The following is a 20,023-nucleotide window of genomic DNA, read 5'->3' on the forward strand; positions in this document are numbered from 1 at the left end:
AAAAACCTTCTTCCACAAATATGAATATATATATCCTAAGGGGAAATTTAGGGAGGGTTGAAGGTGAATATTCGGTATTTAGGCGCTCTAGGCTTCGGAATAGGCGGATTAATTGTTGGACTGTCAGGTGACTATTTCATCTTTGCGATCTTTTTTATGGGGTTGATCGGTAGTGCTATTCTAAGTATTCCCACTCGGAGTATGAAATTTGCGATTTTTATTACCTTAATAGGAATCTTTGGTTTTGTTATTGGATTCACCAATATTTTCAGACCCATTTACGAGAATATCCCACCTGCTTTTATTACTCTGACCGCTGCTGCTGTTGCTGGAATCATATTAGGTCACGCCGCCCTTTTATCTAGAAAAGTTCAAAAATAATGCAGGGAATATATACATTGCTATCATAACTAAAAAACTGACTTTGGCATCAAACCAAAAGTCAGTTTTTTCCTTTTTTATAGCTCTTCACCATTTGTAGCAATAACATTTTTATACCAGTCAAAAGACTTTTTCTTGGATCTTGCTAATGTTCCGTTACCTTCGTTATCTTTGTCAACGTAGATAAAGCCGTAGCGCTTTTTCATTTCACCTGTTGTAAAAGATACACAATCAATACAGCCCCATGGAGTGTAACCCATTAACTCAACTCCATCTAGTGTGATGGCTTTCTCCATTTCTTGAATATGTGTGCGTAGGTAGTCAATACGATAGTCATCATTGACACTTCCATCTTCTTCCTTCACATCAACAGCACCGAAGCCATTTTCAACGATAAATAATGGAAGTTCATATCTTTCCCATAATTGATTTAGAGAATATCTTAAACCAACTGGGTCAATTTGCCAGCCCCAATCGGATGCTTTAACGAATGGGTTTTTAACACTTGAGCTAGAGCCCACCACTTCATTTTCATCTACCTGATTTACACCGCTTTTTACTGCATCAGACATATAGTAACTGAATCCGATATAATCCACTGTTCCTTCGGCAAGAATTTGTGCATCCTCAGGCTCCATTTTAATGTTATAACCTTTTCTTTCCCACTCTTTTAGGGCATAGGCACCGTAATGTCCTCTTGCATGTACATCCGCAAAGAACCAACGGTCATGCATCGATTCAACTTGCAGCATCATATCGTCAGGATGACATGAAAATGGGTAAATAGGTACGAACGAAACCATACACCCAATTTGGAAGTCAGGGTTAATCTTGTGTCCTTCTTTCACCACTAGTGCACTTGCAACAAGCTCGTGGTGAACCGCTTGGTACATGACTTCCTCTCTGTTTTCGCCTTCCTTGTATTGAACACCAGAGCAGGTCCAAACAAATAGAGGATTGGCTGTATTTTTTTGGTTATTGATTTCGTTAAAAGTCATCCAGTATTTCACTTTGTTTTTGTAACGTTCCATGACCGTTTTCGAATAGTGTACAAAGAATTCAATCACTTTACGGTTACGCCAACCACCGTATTCCTTCACTAAATGATAAGGCATTTCAAAGTGACTTAATGTAATGACAGGTTCAATTCCGTGCTTTAATAGCTCATCAAACATATCATCATAAAATTGTAAGCCTTCCTCATTTGGCTCCACTTCGTCACCCTTTGGAAAAATACGTGTCCAAGCAATACTTGTACGGAAGCATTTGAAGCCCATTTCTGCAAATAAAGCAATATCTTCTTTATAATTGCCGTGGAAATCAATGGCTTCATGGTTAGGATAAAACTTTCCTTCTAAAACTCCATCCGTAATTTGTCTTGGGACACCGTGTGCTCCAGCAGTCATCACGTCAGCCACACTCGGGCCTTTTCCACCTTTATTCCATCCACCTTCTACTTGATGGGCTGCAACTGCTCCGCCCCATAAAAAGTTCTCTTGAAATGCCATGATCTGTTCCTCCGTTTTCTATTAAAAATCACTTCGCTTATCATGCCCGAAACTAAACAGCCTATAAGCTCTATGTTTATTTCATTCTCTAACTTATAGTGATATAGTATAGGAAGAATATTTGGAGTAAAAGACTTTCCAAGCAGATTAGAATGGCATTCTATTTTTTTCTACCTTTTTTAATCAAATAATGAAATGCCTTTTTAAAAAGGAGTAAAGTAATCACATTATGATCATCTCAAATAAGCTTGAATCAATGGACACTTTATCAAAGTCCGAAGAAATACTTGCCACATACATATTAAAAGAAAAAGAAAATATCCAGCACTTGTCAACGAAGGATTTAGCTCAAGCTACCTTCACTTCCCCTTCCACTGTTGTTCGCTTGTCACAAAAATTAGGTTTTAGTGGCTGGAATGAGTTAAAAGAGAAATACATTGAGGAGATCCACTATTTAAACCAGCATTTTTCAAATATTGATCCCAATTTCCCTTTTGAACCAGAAGATAGCTTAATGAGCATCGCTTCAAAAATTGGCCATTTAGCAACTGAAACGGTTGAAGATACATTGGCACTTTTAAAAAATGAGGAATTAAGAAAAGCGACGGAGCTACTAGCTAAGGCTGATACCATTAATATATATGGAATAAGCAATTCACTTTTAATGGCGTTTGATTTCAAGCACAAAATGCTGCGTATTAATCGTCATGTGGAAATAATGAATGTTCCTGAAGAACAAATTTTTGTTGCAAACAATTCTACCACTAAAAACACAGCGATTTTAATCTCGTATTCTGGTGAATCGGACGAGGTTATAAAAATTGCCAAGGTATTGAGGGACAGAAAAACACCTATTATTTCTTTAACAAGTCTTAGCGAAAACAGTTTAAAAAACTATTCAGATTGTATGTTATACATTTCTACTCGTGAAAAAATGTATTCAAAAATTGGTTACTATTCAACCAACAACTCTATTCACTTGATTTTGGATATCCTTTATTCTTGTATTTTCAAAATGAACTATCACGAAAATCTAGAATACAAAACGAAGATTGCCAAGGATACAGAAGAAAGAGTGGTAAGCAGTATCGTTTTAGAAGAAAATTAAAAAGCCTGCTTTAGCGAACATCCGTTAAAGCAGGCCCCTATTTACAAAGTAACTTATGATTCCATCGTTACTTGAATCTCTTTCTCTTTTAAAACACCAAACAGCTCTGCGATATGCTCATTGTTTTTTGTTTCAACCGATAAATCGAGTTGTGCATAGCCAGGATAAATATTCTTCCCCATATGATGAAGATGAACATCTTGAATATTGGCGTCTAATTCCGTTATTGAGCTGACCACCCGTTGAAGCTCTCCAGGTTTATCCTTTAAGATAATAGAAAAGTTCGCAAACCTTCCTGACTCAACAAGTCCCCGTTCAATAATCCTAGATATAAAATGAACGTTGACGTTACCTCCACTTAAAACAGCAGCTACTTTTTTATTGGTTATACTTATTTTTTTATATATTAATGCCGCAAGTGAACTAGCCCCTGACCCCTCAACTAGTAATTTATTTCTTTCTAAAAGTAAGAGCATCGTACGTGCAATTTCCATTTCGTCTACACACACAATATCATCGACATATTTCTTCACAATTTCAAAATTTTTTGCACCCGGTTTTTGTACAGCAATACCATCTGCCATAGTTGGTGCAGATTTTATGGCAACAGGCTTCTGTTCCAATAAAGATTGCTTCATACTAGGACATGCTATGGTTTGAACACCATATACAGCAATATTAGGATTTTTTTCCTTCACAGCCATAGCGACACCAGCAATCAGCCCCCCACCGCCAACTGGACAAATAACCGCCTCTACTTCAGAAAGCTGATCAAGAATCTCTAGCCCCACTGTTCCTTGACCTGTGATAACTGACTCATCATCAAAGGCGTGAATGAATGTCGCACCTCTTTTTTCGTTCAGCTCTAAAGCGTAAGCAAGGGCTTCATCAAACACATTTCCCTCTAATATTACCTCAGCGCCGTATTGCCTTGTTGCAAGCACTTTGCTGAGCGGTGCACCCTTTGGCATGACAATCGTACATGGAATCCCAAGCATTTGACTAGAATAGGCAACACCCTGAGCGTGGTTACCAGCAGATGCAGCTACCACTCCTTTTTTTAATTCCTCTTCTGATAAAGAAATGAGCTTATTATAAGAGCCCCTTACCTTAAAGGATCCTGTCTTTTGAAGATTCTCTAACTTTAAATACACTTCATTTTGAGCAAGTTCACTAAACGTTTTGGAGTAATCCAAAGGAGTTTCATGCACAATGCCCTTCATCTTCTCTCGGGCAATAATGATGTTATCTAGGTTCACTGTAACTCCTCCTAGTTCCTATTATTTAGTAGTAGGATGTACATCATTATTGGAAATATGTAGTGACTGCAGCGCATCAAAATTCCATCACATATTCTTATAAGAAAGTATTAGATTATATTATAATTAATTTATTTTTCACTAAAATTAGTCTATAATATAGGGAGATCATCCATATATTAAAAATAAGCATGTGCTATAAACACACGCTTACCTTTAACAATGCATAATCGCAGAATGTGCGATTGGCAATCAACAATACGGTTTCTTTACAAAGTAAAGCCCACCTGTTCCGGCCAAAGATACAGGGTGGGTTTTACTTTTTTATTTTTTCAATTAAAAGTACGATTAGAGTTACCAATGCGATAACGAACATTGCTGAATCTAAATCCACGCTTGTCACCTCCCATAAGGAAGGCTCAACCGCCCCACCCTGCAACTATGCTATTGTCTATTCTATTATACCATACCGAACATACGTTTTCTTCCTGTGTTGTTAAATTTTTGTAGGTCCATTTATTCAATTAAATAAAGAAACGCTACGTGCGATTAATTAAAAAGAACCTCCAATCAAAATAGATTAGAGATTCAGTATAGATTTATTAACTAAAAACTGGTTCTTTCTCAGTTAGACCCAGTGTTTCTGCAGTTGAATGATGAATTCTTCTTAATAGGTCTGGGTTTTCCATTAGTGACAGACCATAAGAAGGGATCATTTCTTTGATTTTTGGTTCCCATTCATTTATATGTTGTGGGAAGCATTTTTTCATGATCTCTAACATGACGTGAACGGCCGTTGAAGCACCAGGTGAAGCTCCAAGTAATGCTGCAATAGAGCCATCTTCTGCAGTAATCACTTCTGTACCAAATTGGAGCGTTCCTTTGCCTCCAACTTCTGTGTCCTTTATTACTTGTACACGCTGGCCTGCAACTACCAAGTCCCAATCTTCACTCTTGGCATTTGGAATAAACTCACGTAACTCTTCCATACGTTGTTCCTTTGATAACATCACTTGCTGAATCAGGTACTTTGTCAAAGACATTTCTTTGGCCCCTGCAGCCAACATCGTTAAGAGATTATATGGCTTAACAGAAGTGACTAAATCAAATACAGAACCTGTTTTTAAAAACTTAGGTGAGAAGCCAGCAAACGGTCCAAATAATAGAGATTTTTTATTGTCAATAAACCTTGTATCTAAGTGCGGTACAGACATTGGCGGAGCCCCAACCTTCGCTTTTCCGTACACTTTTGCATGATGTTGCTCTACAACAGCTGGATTATTACAGACCATAAAAATTCCACTTACAGGAAAACCTCCAATATGTTTTCCTTCTGGAATACCGGATTTCTGAAGTAAATGCAGGCTTCCTCCTCCGCCCCCAATAAAGACGAATTTGGCTGTATGATGTTCAACCATGCCACTTTCGAGATTGCGGACTTTTAACTTCCACAATCCATCGTTCGTACGTTTTATATCAAGTACACTATGGTTATGGTTTAATTGCACATCTTTACTCTCTAAATGGGCAAACAGCATGCGTGTTAACGCTCCAAAGTTAACATCGGTACCAGAGTCAATCTTTGTAGCGGCTATAGGCTCATCGGTTGAGCGATCTTGCATGATTAGAGGAATCCATTCCATTAGTTTTTTTGGATCCTCAGAAAACTCCATTCCTTGGAATAATGGATTATTTGTCAGCGCTTCAAATCGCTTTTTTAAAAACTCTATATTTTGTTCTCCTTGCACTAAACTCATATGAGGTAGTGGCATGATAAAATCCTGTGGATTATGTATCAGCCTGTTTTTTACAAGATAAGACCAAAACTGCATAGAAATCTGAAACTGCTCATTAATCTTTATGGCTTTACTAATATCTACAGATCCATCCGGCTTTTCAACCGTATAGTTTAGCTCACAAAGGGCGGCATGTCCTGTACCCGCATTATTCCATTCATTTGAGCTTTCCTCTCCAGTTTTCGAGAGCTTTTCAAACACTGTAATTTTCCATTCTGGTACTAATTCTTTCAGAAGTGTTCCCAATGTAGCGCTCATGATTCCGGCACCAATTAAGAAAACGTCTGATGTAGTTTCTCTTTTTCTCATTTTTACCTTCCTTATCTATATCCTAAATTCACAGAAAGGATGTGAGCGCTACTTATGAACACACCTAGTCTGATTAATTACTAATCCTATTATAGTCTATTATAATGAATTATAGATTAAAATATCTAGTATTATCTGATAATTATAAATTATTTCAGGCAAAAAAAATGAAAACACCTACGCCTAAAGCCTTTTATTACGCAAAAATCCAGCTTAATTTTGCATCTTTCAATATAGTTAATTCGCATACTTATACAGGAAAGAAATCGTTAATGTTTGAACATATCATTATTTCAAGATACTGGTTAATTTATATGATTTTTTATCTTTTTCAAAAAATTTGTTTAAAGCTAAGTAAAACCCCCTAATCTTCTTTTTTCCCTCCACCACGAAACGATAGCCGATGAAAGGTATTGATATACGTAAACAGTTCTTCCCCAGTTACTATTCTTGAGTCACCATTGAGTGGAGCATACATGGCGTGGTATGTTTCCGGCACCCAGATGTAATGATGGACATACTCTGTGAGGAAAAAGCCGCATGATTGCCAAAAGTGGATCCTTCTTCTATTAGCTGGTGTAGCCTCTGATTCTGCTTCAATAATTAATTTCTCATACCCCTCAGCAGCTGTTTTCGCACGTAGGTAATCGACAAAGTGTTTACCAAACCCATTACCTCTTTCTTTTTTAGATACAGTTAGATAATCGATGATCATCACCTTATCAGATAATAACTTCCCTGTAAGTGCCATAGAAACCGCTCTTGACTCGTTGTACCCTACATGAAGCTCGGCAATTCCTTGTGCAAACATATTTCTAATAATATGAACCGGTTTGGCTCCCTTTTCTCCGAATGCCTCCGAATAAAGAGGCCTTGCGTCCTGCCAAAGTTCATCGTCCCACGTACCAACAGTTTTAATTCTCATATGGATGATTCCCACCTAACTTAATTTTCCATTGTAAATACCCATACATAATTTACTACAGGATGAAAAAAAATATATTATTACTTCTTTCGGGAGTTGTTAGGATATGGCATTTAAGAATGGGCTCGATTAATCAGAAAAAGCTTATAACGAGTTCACTGAGATTAGTTCTTTATTTGCAAAAATAGTATCGGAAGAATTTGTCTCTACTTGGCAATGGTGGTTAGGTATCGCCCTATTTATTATTCCATGGATTGCTTGGTTTGCTTTCAGGAAGAAAGATAGTAGTGGCCGCTTGCTTTTAGGTGGTTTGTTGACGATCATATTGTCACTAACAATTGACCTTGCTGCTTTATCTTTAGGCCTCTGGTCGTATCCAATGGTCATCCTCCCTTTAGCACCTTTTTTATTCTTGCCCTACCACTTTTCTTTAGCACCTGTTGGGGTTATGTTTGCACTACAAATCAAACCAAAAATGAATCCACTATTAAAGGGAGCTCTTTTCTCAGCCCTTGCTGCTTTTGGAGGAATGAATTTCTTTAATGCTATTGATTTTTATAACCCTAAAAATTGGTCCACTTTGTATGATTTTATTATTTTTTTAACACTTTACTATACTGCTTATTGGCTTACAAAGATGGAAAGCTATAATACATTAGATAATGAATAAAAATTTCACCATATCGTAAAAAGACTAAAAAAGAGGTTTTGATCATGAACTTTATACTATCCATTCAGTTGCTATTCGGCTTATTCTTGTTTGGAGAATATCCTTCTGAAACTAATGAGGTGGCATTAGCACAACAACAAGCTCCTCCTTATGCTAAATGGGGTCAGGTAGCCATGAAGAAGACAAAAGAAAAATATCCTCAAGCTAATATTATTGATTATCTTCACATCGGCAGAGAAAAGGGACCTAAATACTCAACAGAAAAATTCAAACTTTGGTTAAAAACAGACAATAAAGAATTCGGTGTGTTTGTTGATATTACCTTTGATAATAAAACCGAACAAATTAAAGATATAAAATATAGGGAAACAACTAGATAACAGTGACTATGCCCAACGATTTATTGTTGGGCTCTTTAGTATTTTATAATCCGAAGTGTCTATCATAAAAAAATATATTAGACGAAATAAGAAAGTATATATAGTTTTCCTTGAGAAAAAATAAGTCTAACTTTAATAAGGAGTATATAAAATGCAGAAAATTATTGAGAATTTAGATTTTGGAGCAAAGGGCTTATGGTTTCCTGTAATTATAAGCATTTCATTGGAGATATTCTCAGTTATACCTTTATACCCACCTCACTTTCCATTCTTTACTTAAATTACCTAACAAAGAAAAATAAATGGAAATTGACGATTGGTTTTACTTTTCTATCACTCTTAATAGAATTTGGGATGATCCATTCTGGATATATGAAATACAAAGGATGGCATTGGTCTATTTCCATTTTCGTTTTCCTTCTAACTTTCGGTTTTTTATTACCCAAGCATATATCGATTATTAGGAATGATGGCAAGTAATGTCATTACTAGTAAAAAAAGGGGACATCTATCTTGTTACTATTTCTCTTACATGATGATCAACCAATCCCCTTTTTCTTTTTAATAAATAGATGAATAGTTAGTATTCTAAAATCCTTCATATCTTACACTAATGCTTCTATAAAAAAAGGCATTAATCCTCTTGGACCAATACCCCTTCAATTTGAATTTAACGTTTCATCCTGTCCGTAACTTTTTCCTATTTTATTGAGATTGCAGATTATCTCTATCAACAGCTTTTGGGGGTAGTTCCATCCATCCCTTTTCAATCATGATTCTTGCAGCACTTTCTACAAATGTTGAAATTTTCATTAAAGATTTTGTATAAAGAAGCCCTACGTCATGTCTGCCATTAACGGCTACCGAATTTCCAAATGCTCTCATTTTCATTGAAAACATATCCATCTTGTGAAATAACATTAGCTTATCTGAAAAAGGAGAGAATGTAGATGTTGTCACTAAATGATCTAGGAAAGAAGGTGAAGGTAAATTTTCATGATGTAACATTTTCATATAGCTCTCAATATTGTTTGTCGTCATGTCTCTACCTTTTTGAAACAATTCACGAATTTTTTCGTCTTTTACTACTTGTGCAAATGCTGCAATCAATGCCTTACTGGTTACATTATTTTCAATATTATCGTAAAAATGGGTGATTTCTAATGCGTGTAAAGGTCGTACATGTCCTAAGTAGCCGTTTAAAAAATCCTTATGCGCAAATTCAACTTTTTCAGGTACGGGATTAAGGGTGGCTTAAAAATAAATCCTTTATTCATTAGTACTTCTTTGATTTGGTTCATAAAATCGATTGTTGCTTTCAACGAGTAAGTAAAAAACTCATTAACATCGTCTCTATAAACAAGTGGGATGGCAACATTATATATACTCATCCCTGCTTTTGCAGCATATTTCAAATAATGAACATAAAATTCATCTTCAAATAATCTTGGAGCCCCTAAATTTACGTCTTCTTTGCTAAACCCAATAGGTATTGGAAATTCTTCCTTATCTAAAATCTCTTTACTTGTTTTCATAAATTCTTCACACAGGTTTAGTGCATTTTCTAATAAGACTTTAATATCTTTGTCTTCAACATGTTGGAGGGAATAGCTTAATATGCATTTTGACATACTGTTACCAGAATATGTTGCCCAAAGTTTCCCCATTTCTGCAGAGGTTAATTTTTCCTTCAAACTTGTTTTAGTTGACCCCAATTTAATCGGCTTAATCGTCTTCAAGGTAAGAGCTCCTTCACACACATTTTTTTTAGTTTTTTCTACCATTTGAATTTTATTCCTAACTAAGTGGTAATAAAAAAGAGCCTGTCTAGTTATGACGGCTCAGAATAATTTTTCACTTGTTATACGTTTAGAAACCAATGGTCTACCGTTCTTCCAAAACACTTCTACATCCAAACTAAGAAACTGAGACAATTTAGAACTTGAAATCATTTCATTCGTATCTCCTGCTGAAAAAACAGTCCCTTCTTTTAATAGCAATGTTTTATTAAATGCAGGCAAAATTTCTTCAATATGGTGAGTGACATAAACCATCGTTGGTGCATTTTCTTTTTTAGCAATTTCCTCAATTGTTTCTAAAAATTCTTCTCGTGCAATGAAGTCTAATCCATTCGTAGGTTCATCTAGGATTAGTAGAGACGGATTTGACATTAAAGAACGTGCGATAAGAACTCTTTGCTTTTCACCTTGTGAGAGATTCTCATAGTTACGATTCGCATAATGGATACAGCCAAGCTCCTTTAATAAAGTGATGGCTTTTTCTCTAATTTCATCTGAAGGTGTTTCGTAAAGACCAATGGACGCATAAGCACCACTTAATACGACTTCAAAGGCATTATCCCCAGGATGGAATTTTTGTTGTAAAGAAGAAGATACAAAGCCAATATGCTTTCGGAGTTCACCTCCAATAGGATCTCTCCCAAACTCTCTTCCTAGCACGCTGACTTTCCCTTTTGTTGGATAATAATAACCATTTACTATATTAAGCAATGCGGTTTTTCCAGCTCCATTTAACCCAAATAAAACCCAGTTCTCCCCTTCATGAATGTTCCAATTTATATGCTGTAATATCCACTTTTCCCCTCTAATAAACGAAACATCTTTCATATGTAATACCATCTTGTTTCTCCCTTCACTCCTTCAATTACCGTTATATTATCACATTATTGCAAATATTAATTAGTAAAAGGAGGTTCTCAACCTTAGATTGAGAACCTCCTTGTTTTATTTTTCTACTCTCTATCTCTTCCTTTTTCAAAGAAGGACGGTTCAACTTGTTTGTTCTTCTTAGTAACTTTATCCTTCACAGAGCCTTTACCCTTCTTCGCAACCTCGGATCCAACCGAAGCAAAAATGCTGTTAGCTAAGAGACGGAAGCTATGCTGTGTATGTGATCTAAAAGCTAAATCATTTGCAAATAAGGTGATGTTCGTGTCTTCAAGATTTTGTGTAAAGGCAAGTGTTTGCCCCCTTGCCTCTTCATGTCCTGGCCACCAGCCAGCAACGTAGAAATCATCACTGCTACTTACAGTTGCAAGTACCTCTGCCTCTTTAGGAACGGAAGTAATCCACGCTCCATTGGTTGTATATAGTAGCTCATCGGACTGATAACCAGAAGTTAATAGATGATCATTTACTTTTGCTTTTAACAGTCCTTCGTGACCTGCGCTTGTGTAATCCCACTCATAGCCTGATAGCAAACCGCTATTTTTCACCGCATTGAGCGCATTAATACCCATACCAACATACGCTTTCCCTGCAAGGCTATTAGCATTAAAGGCACCACTATCACTTACAATTACATCTGCTTCCGCTTGACTAACTAGTTCAAATCCTAATTCCTTCAATGAGAAGATTAATTGGGATGACCCTGTAACAGCCACTTTAGAAAGTGTTAATTTTTCTGTTTTTACATTTTGAGTCGTACCAACTGGTGAAGCTTCGTAGTAATAGTCAGCATATCCAGCTAAATCTTTTGTGCTCACAATATAATCGCCTTTATTCACCTTGCCCTTTGTTTCCATTGCTTTTTCTACGACTTTACCGTCTCTTAATAGCTCATTTATTAGTTTCACAGTATCATTATTCGTGTTTGATAATACTTGCTTTGGTGTTTTACCAACCACTTCACCTGTTGGTAATGTAAGATTTCCTACTTCTGTCGTTTTGTTTTCAAAAGCATTGGACACTCGAACTTCATTAATATCAAACCCTCTTAAAGCCGGGAAGTTTACAACGATTGGATCGTACATCGCTCCCCAGTCCGATACATCATCACCTTTATAAAGCATCGCATTGGCCAATCCACGTTTTGCTTGGTCCATTGGAACGACAAACGTTCCTTTTGGATAAGTGACACCATTTACTTCTGTATTTGTTGTCGTTTGTTCGACCTTTACACCGTTACGAAGTAAATACTCTACCATTTTCGTTGCTTCCAAAGTATTTTTTTGCCCTGCAATATCAACTGGGATTACATAATATTCTGGGAAAAAGTTAACATTATCTCCTCTTACACGACCTATAGATTCTCCGTTAGCATTGACAAAGTATTCATCCACAGCACGATTGTCTTCCCCATTTACACCACGCTTAAAAATTTCAAGCTGGTTTTTGTACAATTCATCTTTGTTTTCAGTAACATAAAGCGTTGCTCCAAGACCTGTCCCATACATCGCATCATATCCATTTTGACTTAATGCTGGGGTTTCAATAGTGTGGCCAAGTGAACCGTGTAGCATCGCATACATCGCAGTATAGGCTGGAGTCATATCGTCCCAACCATCACCGTAGTCTAGAGCTGGAATTTCATAAGAGTTATATGCAGAATTACTAATCCCTGCTTTCCCCATCGCGTGGGCTTGCTCAATCATATTGCCGTAAAGTAAATCATACTCAAAGTTCGGGTTATGTGGAGGAGTAGTTGGTTCAATTAAGAAGCCACTTACATATCCATGCATATCAAGGAATGAAAGTGGAGTCCACTTCGCAATCTCTTGTGTTACTTCCTGTGTTTCGATTTGAGTTTGATAGTGATTATCACGGTTCAAGTCAAGTCCATTAGCGTTAGCTCTTGTGTTAAGAACTCTGCCATCAGGGTTATTTGTAAACATATAAAGGAAGATAACATCATCAAGAACCTCATCCACATTCAAAGTCACAGGTTGTTCCAGATCGTCAACAACCGTATTAAAAGTGACTTCCTCTTCAAGGGCAAATTTCTTAAATAACTCAACCTGTGCATCCACACCCTCCACTTCATCAGGGTGAATATTGTTTATCCACACAGGAACTTGATAGTCTCCCATTGTTCCATTTTCAAGCTTTTCTAATAATGAATCAGGATTTTCTAAGGCCGTAGGTAAAGTTTCGTTTAAATACTTATCAACTGCGGCTTGATCTCTTGCTAAAATAACAAAATGAAGGTCACGCCCTTGTACGGTTTTACCTAAACTTTGGTATTCAAGATAACGGTCATTTGCCGCATTTGCTTCCTCAAATACTTGGTCAATAGTTGGCTTTAATTCTTCATAGAAATGAAATTGATCATATACATTTAGTTTGACCGTTTTAGCGGCCTTTGTTTGGCTAGCAGGATTAATTAACGCTAACTCATAGTCTCCAATAAATTGTTGATATTGTGTACGAATCGTACGATTTGAGAGATTGTCTCTATTATAAAGAAGGCCAAACTCTAATGTTGCCTTGATGGTTGTTGTGCCATCAACAAAATGTGGCTCTTCGATCACCTTAATAAAAGGATCACCATTATAATTAGTTCCACCTGTCCACTTTTTCCAATCGGAAAGGCTCTTTCCTCCATATTGAAACTCTAGTTGACTTAAATCAACATTATCTCCAAAATCCGCTTGAACTTCTACTGTTCTAACTTCTGTGAGTGAGAATAAAGACCTAGTAGTCTCTAACTCTATCACATCGTAGGCTTCGACTGTTTCAGTAGCCAGAACAGGAAAAGCAGCCTGTGTGAATAGGGCTAAAACTAGTAAGAATCCTAGTAAAGCCGTAAATCGCTTCTTCATAAAATCATCCCTTCTATGTATATAATAGACTACCAAGTTAACGTAACAGAATATTCGGATAACAAACAGGGAATTTAGTTCGATATACGAAGGGAATTGTTCGACAAATTCCGCTATTCACCATGGATATATTATTAAACTACTAGTCCATAAGTCTCTCCTGCCCATAAAAAAACTCTTCCCATTTTAGGAAGAGGGTTCATATCAATCTATCTCTCTACAATATACACTCGTTCAGGACGACCCACTGTTCCGTAGGCTAAATCAGCTTCAATTCTTTCTACTGATACTAGATGCTCTAAATAACGGCGGGCTGTGGTTCTACTAACTCCAATTTCTTTTGCCACGCTATCTGCTGTTAGTCCCACTCCTACTTTTCCTAATACTTCAAGTACTTTTTCAAGGGTTAATGGGTCGATTCCCTTTGGCAAATACGAGCGATCATTGTTACTTGTTACTTCTACTTCTTTCCGTAATAGACTGTCAACCTCCTGCTGTGTAATAAGCGTATTTTCTTTTCCTAACAAAAGTAATTTATTGTGGAAATCTTGATATCGTTGCAATGCCTGTTTAAAACGATCAAAGACGACAGGTTTAATCATATAATCGAACACACCAATACTAATTGCCTCTTGCACTTTATCTAACTCTTTTGTCGCGGTAATCATGATCACATCTGTGTGCTTTTCAAGCTGTTTCGTTTCTTTCAGCAAGTCCAATCCATTCATATCTGGAAAATAAACATCTAACAGGAGTAAATCTGGCTTCAAAATATCAATCAATGTTCTCGCTTCTATATAACTTGCAGCAATCCCTACGACCTGAAACCCTTGTATTTGTTCTATATACCGCTGCTGTATCTCAGCAATTCTACGATCATCTTCGACAATTAACACTTCGATCTCACGGTTCCTCATTTCTCACTCCCCCTGTTTTTCGGTATCGCAACGGTAAAAATCGTACCCTCTCCTATTTGAGATGAATAAGTAATGGTTCCACCAAGTGCTTCCATTTCCCTATGAATGAGACTAAGACCGATACCCGCATTACTCTTTTTGTTCTTGGTTGAATACCCTTCACGAAATATCAAATCACTTTTGCTACTTTCAATACCATTTCCGTTGTCTTCGACTTCAATAATTAGATCTTTCCCAAGATCGGTTAGAAACAGAGTTACATTTTTTTCTCCTTTTTCATTATCCCTTACTGCTTCAAAAGCATTGTTGATTAAGTTCCCAATAATCGTAACTAGCGAATCTCGATTCATCTCAACAGGAATATCTTTAAAGCTACTTTCTCTATCAACAAGGAAATTCACTTTCCATTCACTCGCCAAGCTTGTTTTCCCAAGGATAAATCCAGCAAGTATAGGGTCAGGAATTTCTTTCATCAGAAATTGAACGAACCCTTGAGCAACATCTACTTCATGTGAAATAAAATCAATTGCTTCCTTATATGACCCTAACTGTATTAGTCCTAACAAAGTATAAAGACGGTTCGAGTACTCATGTGTTTGTGCTCGTAATCCCTCTGCATAAGCCTTTACATGGGATAATTCCTGTAGTAAATGTGCTAGTTCAGACTTGTTCCGCAAACTAGCAACCGCTCCAATAACGTTCCCTTTTTTATTATGAATAGGAATTCGATTTGCCAAATAGACCGAATCAAATATCATCATTTCCTGATCATATTCCGCCTTCCCTGTCTGAACCACACTTAGAAGCTTTGTGTTCTCTAACACCTCTTCAATTCTCTTCCCCCGAAGTAAGACCTCATTGGGTACTCGTAAAATTTTATGAGCGGTTTCATTTACAACTGTGATCCTTCCATCTGTACCTATTGCTATAATTCCTTCATGAATTGATTCTAAAATGGCATGTTTCTCCTGATACATCCAGGCGATTTCCTTTGGTTCTAATCCAAACATAGCTTTTTTAATATTTAAAGAGATTAAAAGAGCCGCTAATAGTCCGCCTATTAATATTAGAAAGGTAACCACAAATATTTTTTTCTGTATTTTTGCCACCTTCAACTCTATATCCGTCTGGAGATACCCAACTGATACCACACCAATGACTTCTTCATTATGAAAAATAGGAGTTTTTCCTCTGAGTGAAGGTCCTAATGTCCCCGTTGACTCTGAGATAATAGATTCCCCTTTAAAAACACGGCTATTATCTCCTCCAACCATCTTCTGCCCTAAACGAATAGGGTTCGGATGGGAATATCTAATTTCATCTAAGTTCCCAATTACAATAAATTCTGCCCCCACTTGCTTTCGGATTTTTTCTGCAATGGGCTGTATAATAGTAGCCGGATCTTTCGTCTCAAAGGCTTCTTGTATTTCCGGTATATTTGCAACAGTTTGGGCCACTGATAACGCTTTAGAACCCATTTCATTTTTCAGATTTGATTCCATGATTTGTTTAAAGCTGTACCCAAATATGCCTCCTATCACAACTATGACAATAATAATTCCGAGCATTAACTTTGTATGTAAACGCATCCAAACACCTCTATTCTCATTATAGTAAAAAAACTCCTTATGAAAAGGAGTTTTCGAACTATTTCAAATAAATTATCCTTCGACGTTTATAATGACTTCTTTCCCTCTTCTTTTCATTAGGAAAGGAATGATTAGCCAAAGGAGTGTAATGAGTAGAAAAGCTAAGGAAATCGGCCTTGTTAAAAACACACTGAAATCTCCATTAGAAATCGTTAGTGCTCTTCGTAGGTTATTTTCAACCATCGGTCCTAATACCAACCCTAGTACTATGGGTGCGATCGGATAATCATTCTTGCTTAAAAAGTATCCAAGAATACCACAACCTAATAACAGCAATAAATCATATGTGGAAACTTGAACCGCATACACACCAAAAATGGAGATAGCGATAATAATAGGAATTAAGAATTGCTTAGGTGTTTGAATTATTTTCGCAAACACTTTTACCAATGGAAGATTTAAAACTAAAAGCATGATATTCCCGATAAACATACTAGCAATCAGTCCCCAGGCTACCTGTGGGTGGTCTTCAAACAATAACGGCCCTGGTTGGACGTTATACATCATCAGTGCACCCATTAATATCGCTGTGGTGCCTGAACCTGGAATACCAAGCGTTAATAACGGAATCATTGCACCACCCGATGCTGCATTATTTGCAGACTCCGGCGCTGCAACCCCTGCAATGGATCCCGTACCGAATTTGGAAGGGTTCTTAGAAATCTTTTTTTCAAGAATATAAGAAAAGAAGGAAGCGAGTGTTGCACCTGCACCTGGTAATATTCCTACAAAAAAACCTAATATCGAACCTCTAGCAATCGGTCCAGCAGATTCCTTGAATTCATCCTTGGAAGGAAGTAAATTATTAATTTTTGCAATTTTTACCTCATCTTCTTCTTTTTCTAAGATGGTCTTGAAAACTTCACCTAGAGCAAATAATCCAACTGCTATCGTTAAAAATTCAATTCCCTGATAGAGCCAAGGGACATCAAACGTAAATCTAGCAATACCTGAGACACTATCAATACCAATCGTCCCAAGCAGTAACCCGCAAATGGTCATAATCAATGCCTTCGTAACAGATTTTCCTGCTAAACCACTAACAGCCCCTAGACCTAATAACATGAGAGAAAAATATTCTGCAGGACCGAACTTGAGAGCAACTGCTGACAATGGTTTGGCCAACATAATGAGTGCAACAAGAGTCACGATACCAGCAACAAAAGAACCTATCGCTGCAATAGATAACGCACTTCCCGCCCTCCCCTTTTTCGCCATTTGATACCCATCCAAGGTTGTCACAACCGATGATGATTCCCCTGGTGTATTTAATAGAATGGAAGTGGTCGAACCACCATACATTGCTCCATAATATACCCCAGCAAGCAGAATGATTGCACTTGTAGCTGCTTGCTCCGGAGGAAGTCCAGCCGTAATGGATGCAGTGACTGGAATCAGCAGTGCTACCCCACTCATCGGACCAATGCCAGGCAGCACCCCAACAGCTGTACCTATTAACACTCCAACAAAAGCAAACGCGATATTATACCAGATTAGCGCTGTTCCGAAACCTTGAAATAAATAATCAAGTGTGTCCATACTTCCCTTCTCCTCTCTACAACCCTTTTAAGTTAAAACCAAATTGGCCAGCCAGGAAGAGTTCCCTTTAACACTTGTACATATGAAAAATACACAACTCCTGAAAAACAAGCAGATATGATGAGAGACTTCACCCATTTTGTACGTTCCATTGTCTGAAAACAAACAAATAAAAAGATAAAAGTGGTAATGATGTACCCAATGGTTTCTAATGTCAAAATATAAAAAAGAGTAGCAACAAAGATGATAAGAAATGGCTTGTATTGCAGTTTCTCCTTTTCACCGTGATGACCCATCTTCACAAAAGTTTCGTAAAATAAACGAATACTTAAAAGGACAAGTAAGGCCCCGAGAATGGAAGGGAAAATATCTGGCCCTACAGAACTTCCATACGAAGTGCTAGCGAGATTTCGGCTACCGATAATAAACAAAACTCCAATTGCGAGAAACAGCACAGATGCAATACGATCGAACTTAATATCCATTTGTACTCCCCTTTCAAAAAAATTAGGGGGAGAAGGACAACTCCTCCCCTAAATCCATTTACTTCTCCATGCCTAAAGCCGTTAACAATTGTTGAACCTGTGTTTCCTGTTCTTCTAAGAACTTTGTAAAATCTGAGGTGTTTTTATATTCCATTTCCCAGCCTTGTGTTTCTACTTCCTTCTCCCACTCTGGAGAATTCACAAGTTTTTCTAAAGTTGACTCCCAATACGCTTTTGCTTCCTCTGACATCTTTTCAGGACCAAATACGCCACGCCAAATAGTAAACTCAGCTTCGACTCCTTGTTCAATCGCTGTCGGCACATCCTTGAAATCACCGCCAATACGCTCGGTTGAAGTAACAGCTAACACTCGAACATCACCTGATCTTAAAAATTCCTTCACACTAGAAGCGTCCGTCCCAATTACATCTGCATTTCCACCAAGCAATGCCGTGATCGCTTCTCCCCCGCCATCATAGGACACGTACTTCACTTTTGTCGGATCCACACCATATTTATAAGCGGGAAGAATAGAAATTAAGTGATCCATGGAGCCTGGTGCAGAACCGCCTGCAAATGTTAGTTTACTAGGATCCTTTTTTACCTCTTCCAATACGGATGTTAAGTCTGTAAACTTTGAATCTGCTTTTACAACAATCGCTCCATAATCCTTCGTTAATTGTGCGAGAGGTGTTGTATTTTTGTAACCGAATGGACTATTTCCTTCTTTTTTCAAATTATTAATAATAATCGGTGGAGAATTAACAAATAGCATGTCATTATTTTCAACTTGTTGGGTAGCGTATTCAGCCATAAAAACAGCACCGCCTCCACCCGGCTTATTTTCTACCGTTAACGGTTGTTCCACAATCTTTGTCGCTGCTAACACCTTCGTTAACGAGCGGGCCGTTAAGTCCCATCCACCACCTGCTCCTGATGGTGCTACTACTGAAATAGCTTTTGTAGGGTACCCTGAGCTCTTTTCCTTATTGTCAGATCCTGCTGTTTGTTCACCACTACTGCATGCACCAAGGCTTAGCGCTAATACTCCTGCACAAAAACAAGCTGATATTTTTTTAAAAGAAAACATTTTGAATCCCCCTTTGTAAGCGTTTTCTTAATTTTACAAAACTTTTGAACATTTTTTGAATTATACATTTAAACAACATTAAAAACTTATTAATCATTTTGTTCATTTTGTTCACGAGGAAAAACAACACAAAAAAACCAGTTTCGTCATGGAAACTGGTTAGGTTTATTACACTTCTACCGTAAGAATTTCTTCTATTTCTTCTTGAATTTCTTTACTTACGGATAACAAACGTTTTTTTCTTAATTCTAGATCCGTTTCTTTATCAATAAATTGATTGGTATGTTGGTCAAAGCAAGGGAAGCAGATTGAATAGAAGGTTTTTTTCTCCTTCTTTAGAAACTCAAACTCCCAAGTTTCTAACTCTAAATAACTAACTCTGTTATTTGTTTCTTTTTTACATATCTCGCATTGTGTTGTCATTATTTTATCCTTCCTTACCTCTTG

General features: G+C 37.2%; 16 protein-coding genes and 1 pseudogene. 4 read left to right on the top strand and 13 right to left on the bottom strand.

Features of this window, described 5'->3' with window-relative positions:
* Positions 1–63 precede the first annotated feature (63 nt).
* Positions 64–381: a hypothetical protein gene (locus ACFFHF_RS04440; RefSeq protein ID WP_160545443.1), complete on the top strand. Its 318-nt coding sequence runs from the start codon at positions 64–66 to the stop codon at positions 379–381.
* A 77-nt stretch (positions 382–458) separates the two neighbouring features.
* Here the strand turns inward: ACFFHF_RS04440 and ACFFHF_RS04445 are convergent, their stop codons facing one another.
* Positions 459–1,889: a 6-phospho-beta-glucosidase gene (locus tag ACFFHF_RS04445; protein ID WP_160545444.1), complete on the bottom strand. Its 1,431-nt coding sequence runs from the start codon at positions 1,887–1,889 to the stop codon at positions 459–461.
* A 229-nt stretch (positions 1,890–2,118) separates the two neighbouring features.
* Between ACFFHF_RS04445 and ACFFHF_RS04450 the strand changes: the two genes are divergently transcribed.
* The gene (locus tag ACFFHF_RS04450) at positions 2,119–2,997 is read left to right on the top strand and encodes an SIS domain-containing protein (RefSeq protein ID WP_160545445.1); all 879 of its coding nucleotides are present in this window, start codon (positions 2,119–2,121) and stop codon (positions 2,995–2,997) included.
* Positions 2,998–3,050: 53 nt separating this feature from the next.
* Here ACFFHF_RS04450 and ilvA read toward each other — a convergent pair whose 3' ends face one another.
* From ilvA to ACFFHF_RS04465, 3 genes are all read right to left on the bottom strand, one after another.
* On the bottom strand, positions 3,051–4,220 hold the full coding sequence (ilvA, locus tag ACFFHF_RS04455; protein ID WP_160545709.1) for a threonine ammonia-lyase: 1,170 nt from the start codon (positions 4,218–4,220) through the stop codon (positions 3,051–3,053).
* 638 nt (positions 4,221–4,858) lie between these two features.
* The gene (locus ACFFHF_RS04460; RefSeq protein WP_160545446.1) at positions 4,859–6,361 is read right to left on the bottom strand and encodes a malate:quinone oxidoreductase; all 1,503 of its coding nucleotides are present in this window, start codon (positions 6,359–6,361) and stop codon (positions 4,859–4,861) included.
* A 364-nt stretch (positions 6,362–6,725) separates the two neighbouring features.
* On the bottom strand, positions 6,726–7,286 hold the full coding sequence (locus tag ACFFHF_RS04465) for a GNAT family N-acetyltransferase (RefSeq protein ID WP_160545447.1): 561 nt from the start codon (positions 7,284–7,286) through the stop codon (positions 6,726–6,728).
* A 295-nt stretch (positions 7,287–7,581) separates the two neighbouring features.
* Here ACFFHF_RS04465 and ACFFHF_RS04470 point away from each other — a divergent pair, with 295 nt between their 5' ends.
* Both ACFFHF_RS04470 and ACFFHF_RS04475 read left to right on the top strand, forming a co-directional pair.
* Positions 7,582–7,956, top strand: a complete 375-nt coding sequence (locus ACFFHF_RS04470; protein ID WP_340903345.1) for a CBO0543 family protein — start codon at positions 7,582–7,584, stop codon at positions 7,954–7,956.
* 44 nt (positions 7,957–8,000) lie between these two features.
* Positions 8,001–8,336, top strand: a complete 336-nt coding sequence (locus ACFFHF_RS04475) for a DUF3889 domain-containing protein (RefSeq protein ID WP_160545448.1) — start codon at positions 8,001–8,003, stop codon at positions 8,334–8,336.
* Positions 8,337–9,041: 705 nt separating this feature from the next.
* On the opposite strand, the pseudogene ACFFHF_RS04480 reads toward ACFFHF_RS04475, so the two are convergent.
* From ACFFHF_RS04480 to ACFFHF_RS04520, 9 genes and pseudogenes are all read right to left on the bottom strand, one after another.
* A pseudogene (locus ACFFHF_RS04480) lies at positions 9,042–10,075 on the bottom strand (DUF3231 family protein).
* A gap of 102 nt (positions 10,076–10,177) precedes the next feature.
* On the bottom strand, positions 10,178–10,975 hold the full coding sequence (locus ACFFHF_RS04485; protein WP_160545449.1) for an ABC transporter ATP-binding protein: 798 nt from the start codon (positions 10,973–10,975) through the stop codon (positions 10,178–10,180).
* Between the two features lie 113 nt (positions 10,976–11,088).
* Positions 11,089–13,896, bottom strand: coding sequence for a M14 family metallopeptidase (locus ACFFHF_RS04490; RefSeq protein ID WP_377057663.1), 2,808 nt, complete (start codon positions 13,894–13,896; stop codon positions 11,089–11,091).
* 209 nt (positions 13,897–14,105) lie between these two features.
* The gene (locus tag ACFFHF_RS04495; RefSeq protein WP_160545451.1) at positions 14,106–14,813 is read right to left on the bottom strand and encodes a response regulator; all 708 of its coding nucleotides are present in this window, start codon (positions 14,811–14,813) and stop codon (positions 14,106–14,108) included.
* Positions 14,810–16,402, bottom strand: coding sequence for an ATP-binding protein (locus ACFFHF_RS04500; protein ID WP_160545452.1), 1,593 nt, complete (start codon positions 16,400–16,402; stop codon positions 14,810–14,812). Before ACFFHF_RS04500 ends, ACFFHF_RS04495 begins: the two co-directional genes overlap by 4 nt.
* 72 nt (positions 16,403–16,474) lie before the next feature.
* The gene (locus ACFFHF_RS04505) at positions 16,475–18,001 is read right to left on the bottom strand and encodes a tripartite tricarboxylate transporter permease (RefSeq protein ID WP_160545453.1); all 1,527 of its coding nucleotides are present in this window, start codon (positions 17,999–18,001) and stop codon (positions 16,475–16,477) included.
* A gap of 32 nt (positions 18,002–18,033) precedes the next feature.
* Positions 18,034–18,486, bottom strand: a complete 453-nt coding sequence (locus tag ACFFHF_RS04510; RefSeq protein ID WP_160545454.1) for a tripartite tricarboxylate transporter TctB family protein — start codon at positions 18,484–18,486, stop codon at positions 18,034–18,036.
* Between the two features lie 58 nt (positions 18,487–18,544).
* Positions 18,545–19,576, bottom strand: a complete 1,032-nt coding sequence (locus ACFFHF_RS04515) for a tripartite tricarboxylate transporter substrate-binding protein (protein ID WP_160545455.1) — start codon at positions 19,574–19,576, stop codon at positions 18,545–18,547.
* A gap of 168 nt (positions 19,577–19,744) precedes the next feature.
* On the bottom strand, positions 19,745–19,999 hold the full coding sequence (locus ACFFHF_RS04520) for a hypothetical protein (protein WP_160545456.1): 255 nt from the start codon (positions 19,997–19,999) through the stop codon (positions 19,745–19,747).
* Between the last annotated feature and the right edge of the window lie 24 nt (positions 20,000–20,023).

This window comes from Robertmurraya beringensis, from assembly GCF_042433785.1.
In the GTDB taxonomy this organism is placed as follows: Bacteria; Bacillota; Bacilli; order Bacillales; family Cytobacillaceae; genus Robertmurraya_A; species Robertmurraya_A beringensis.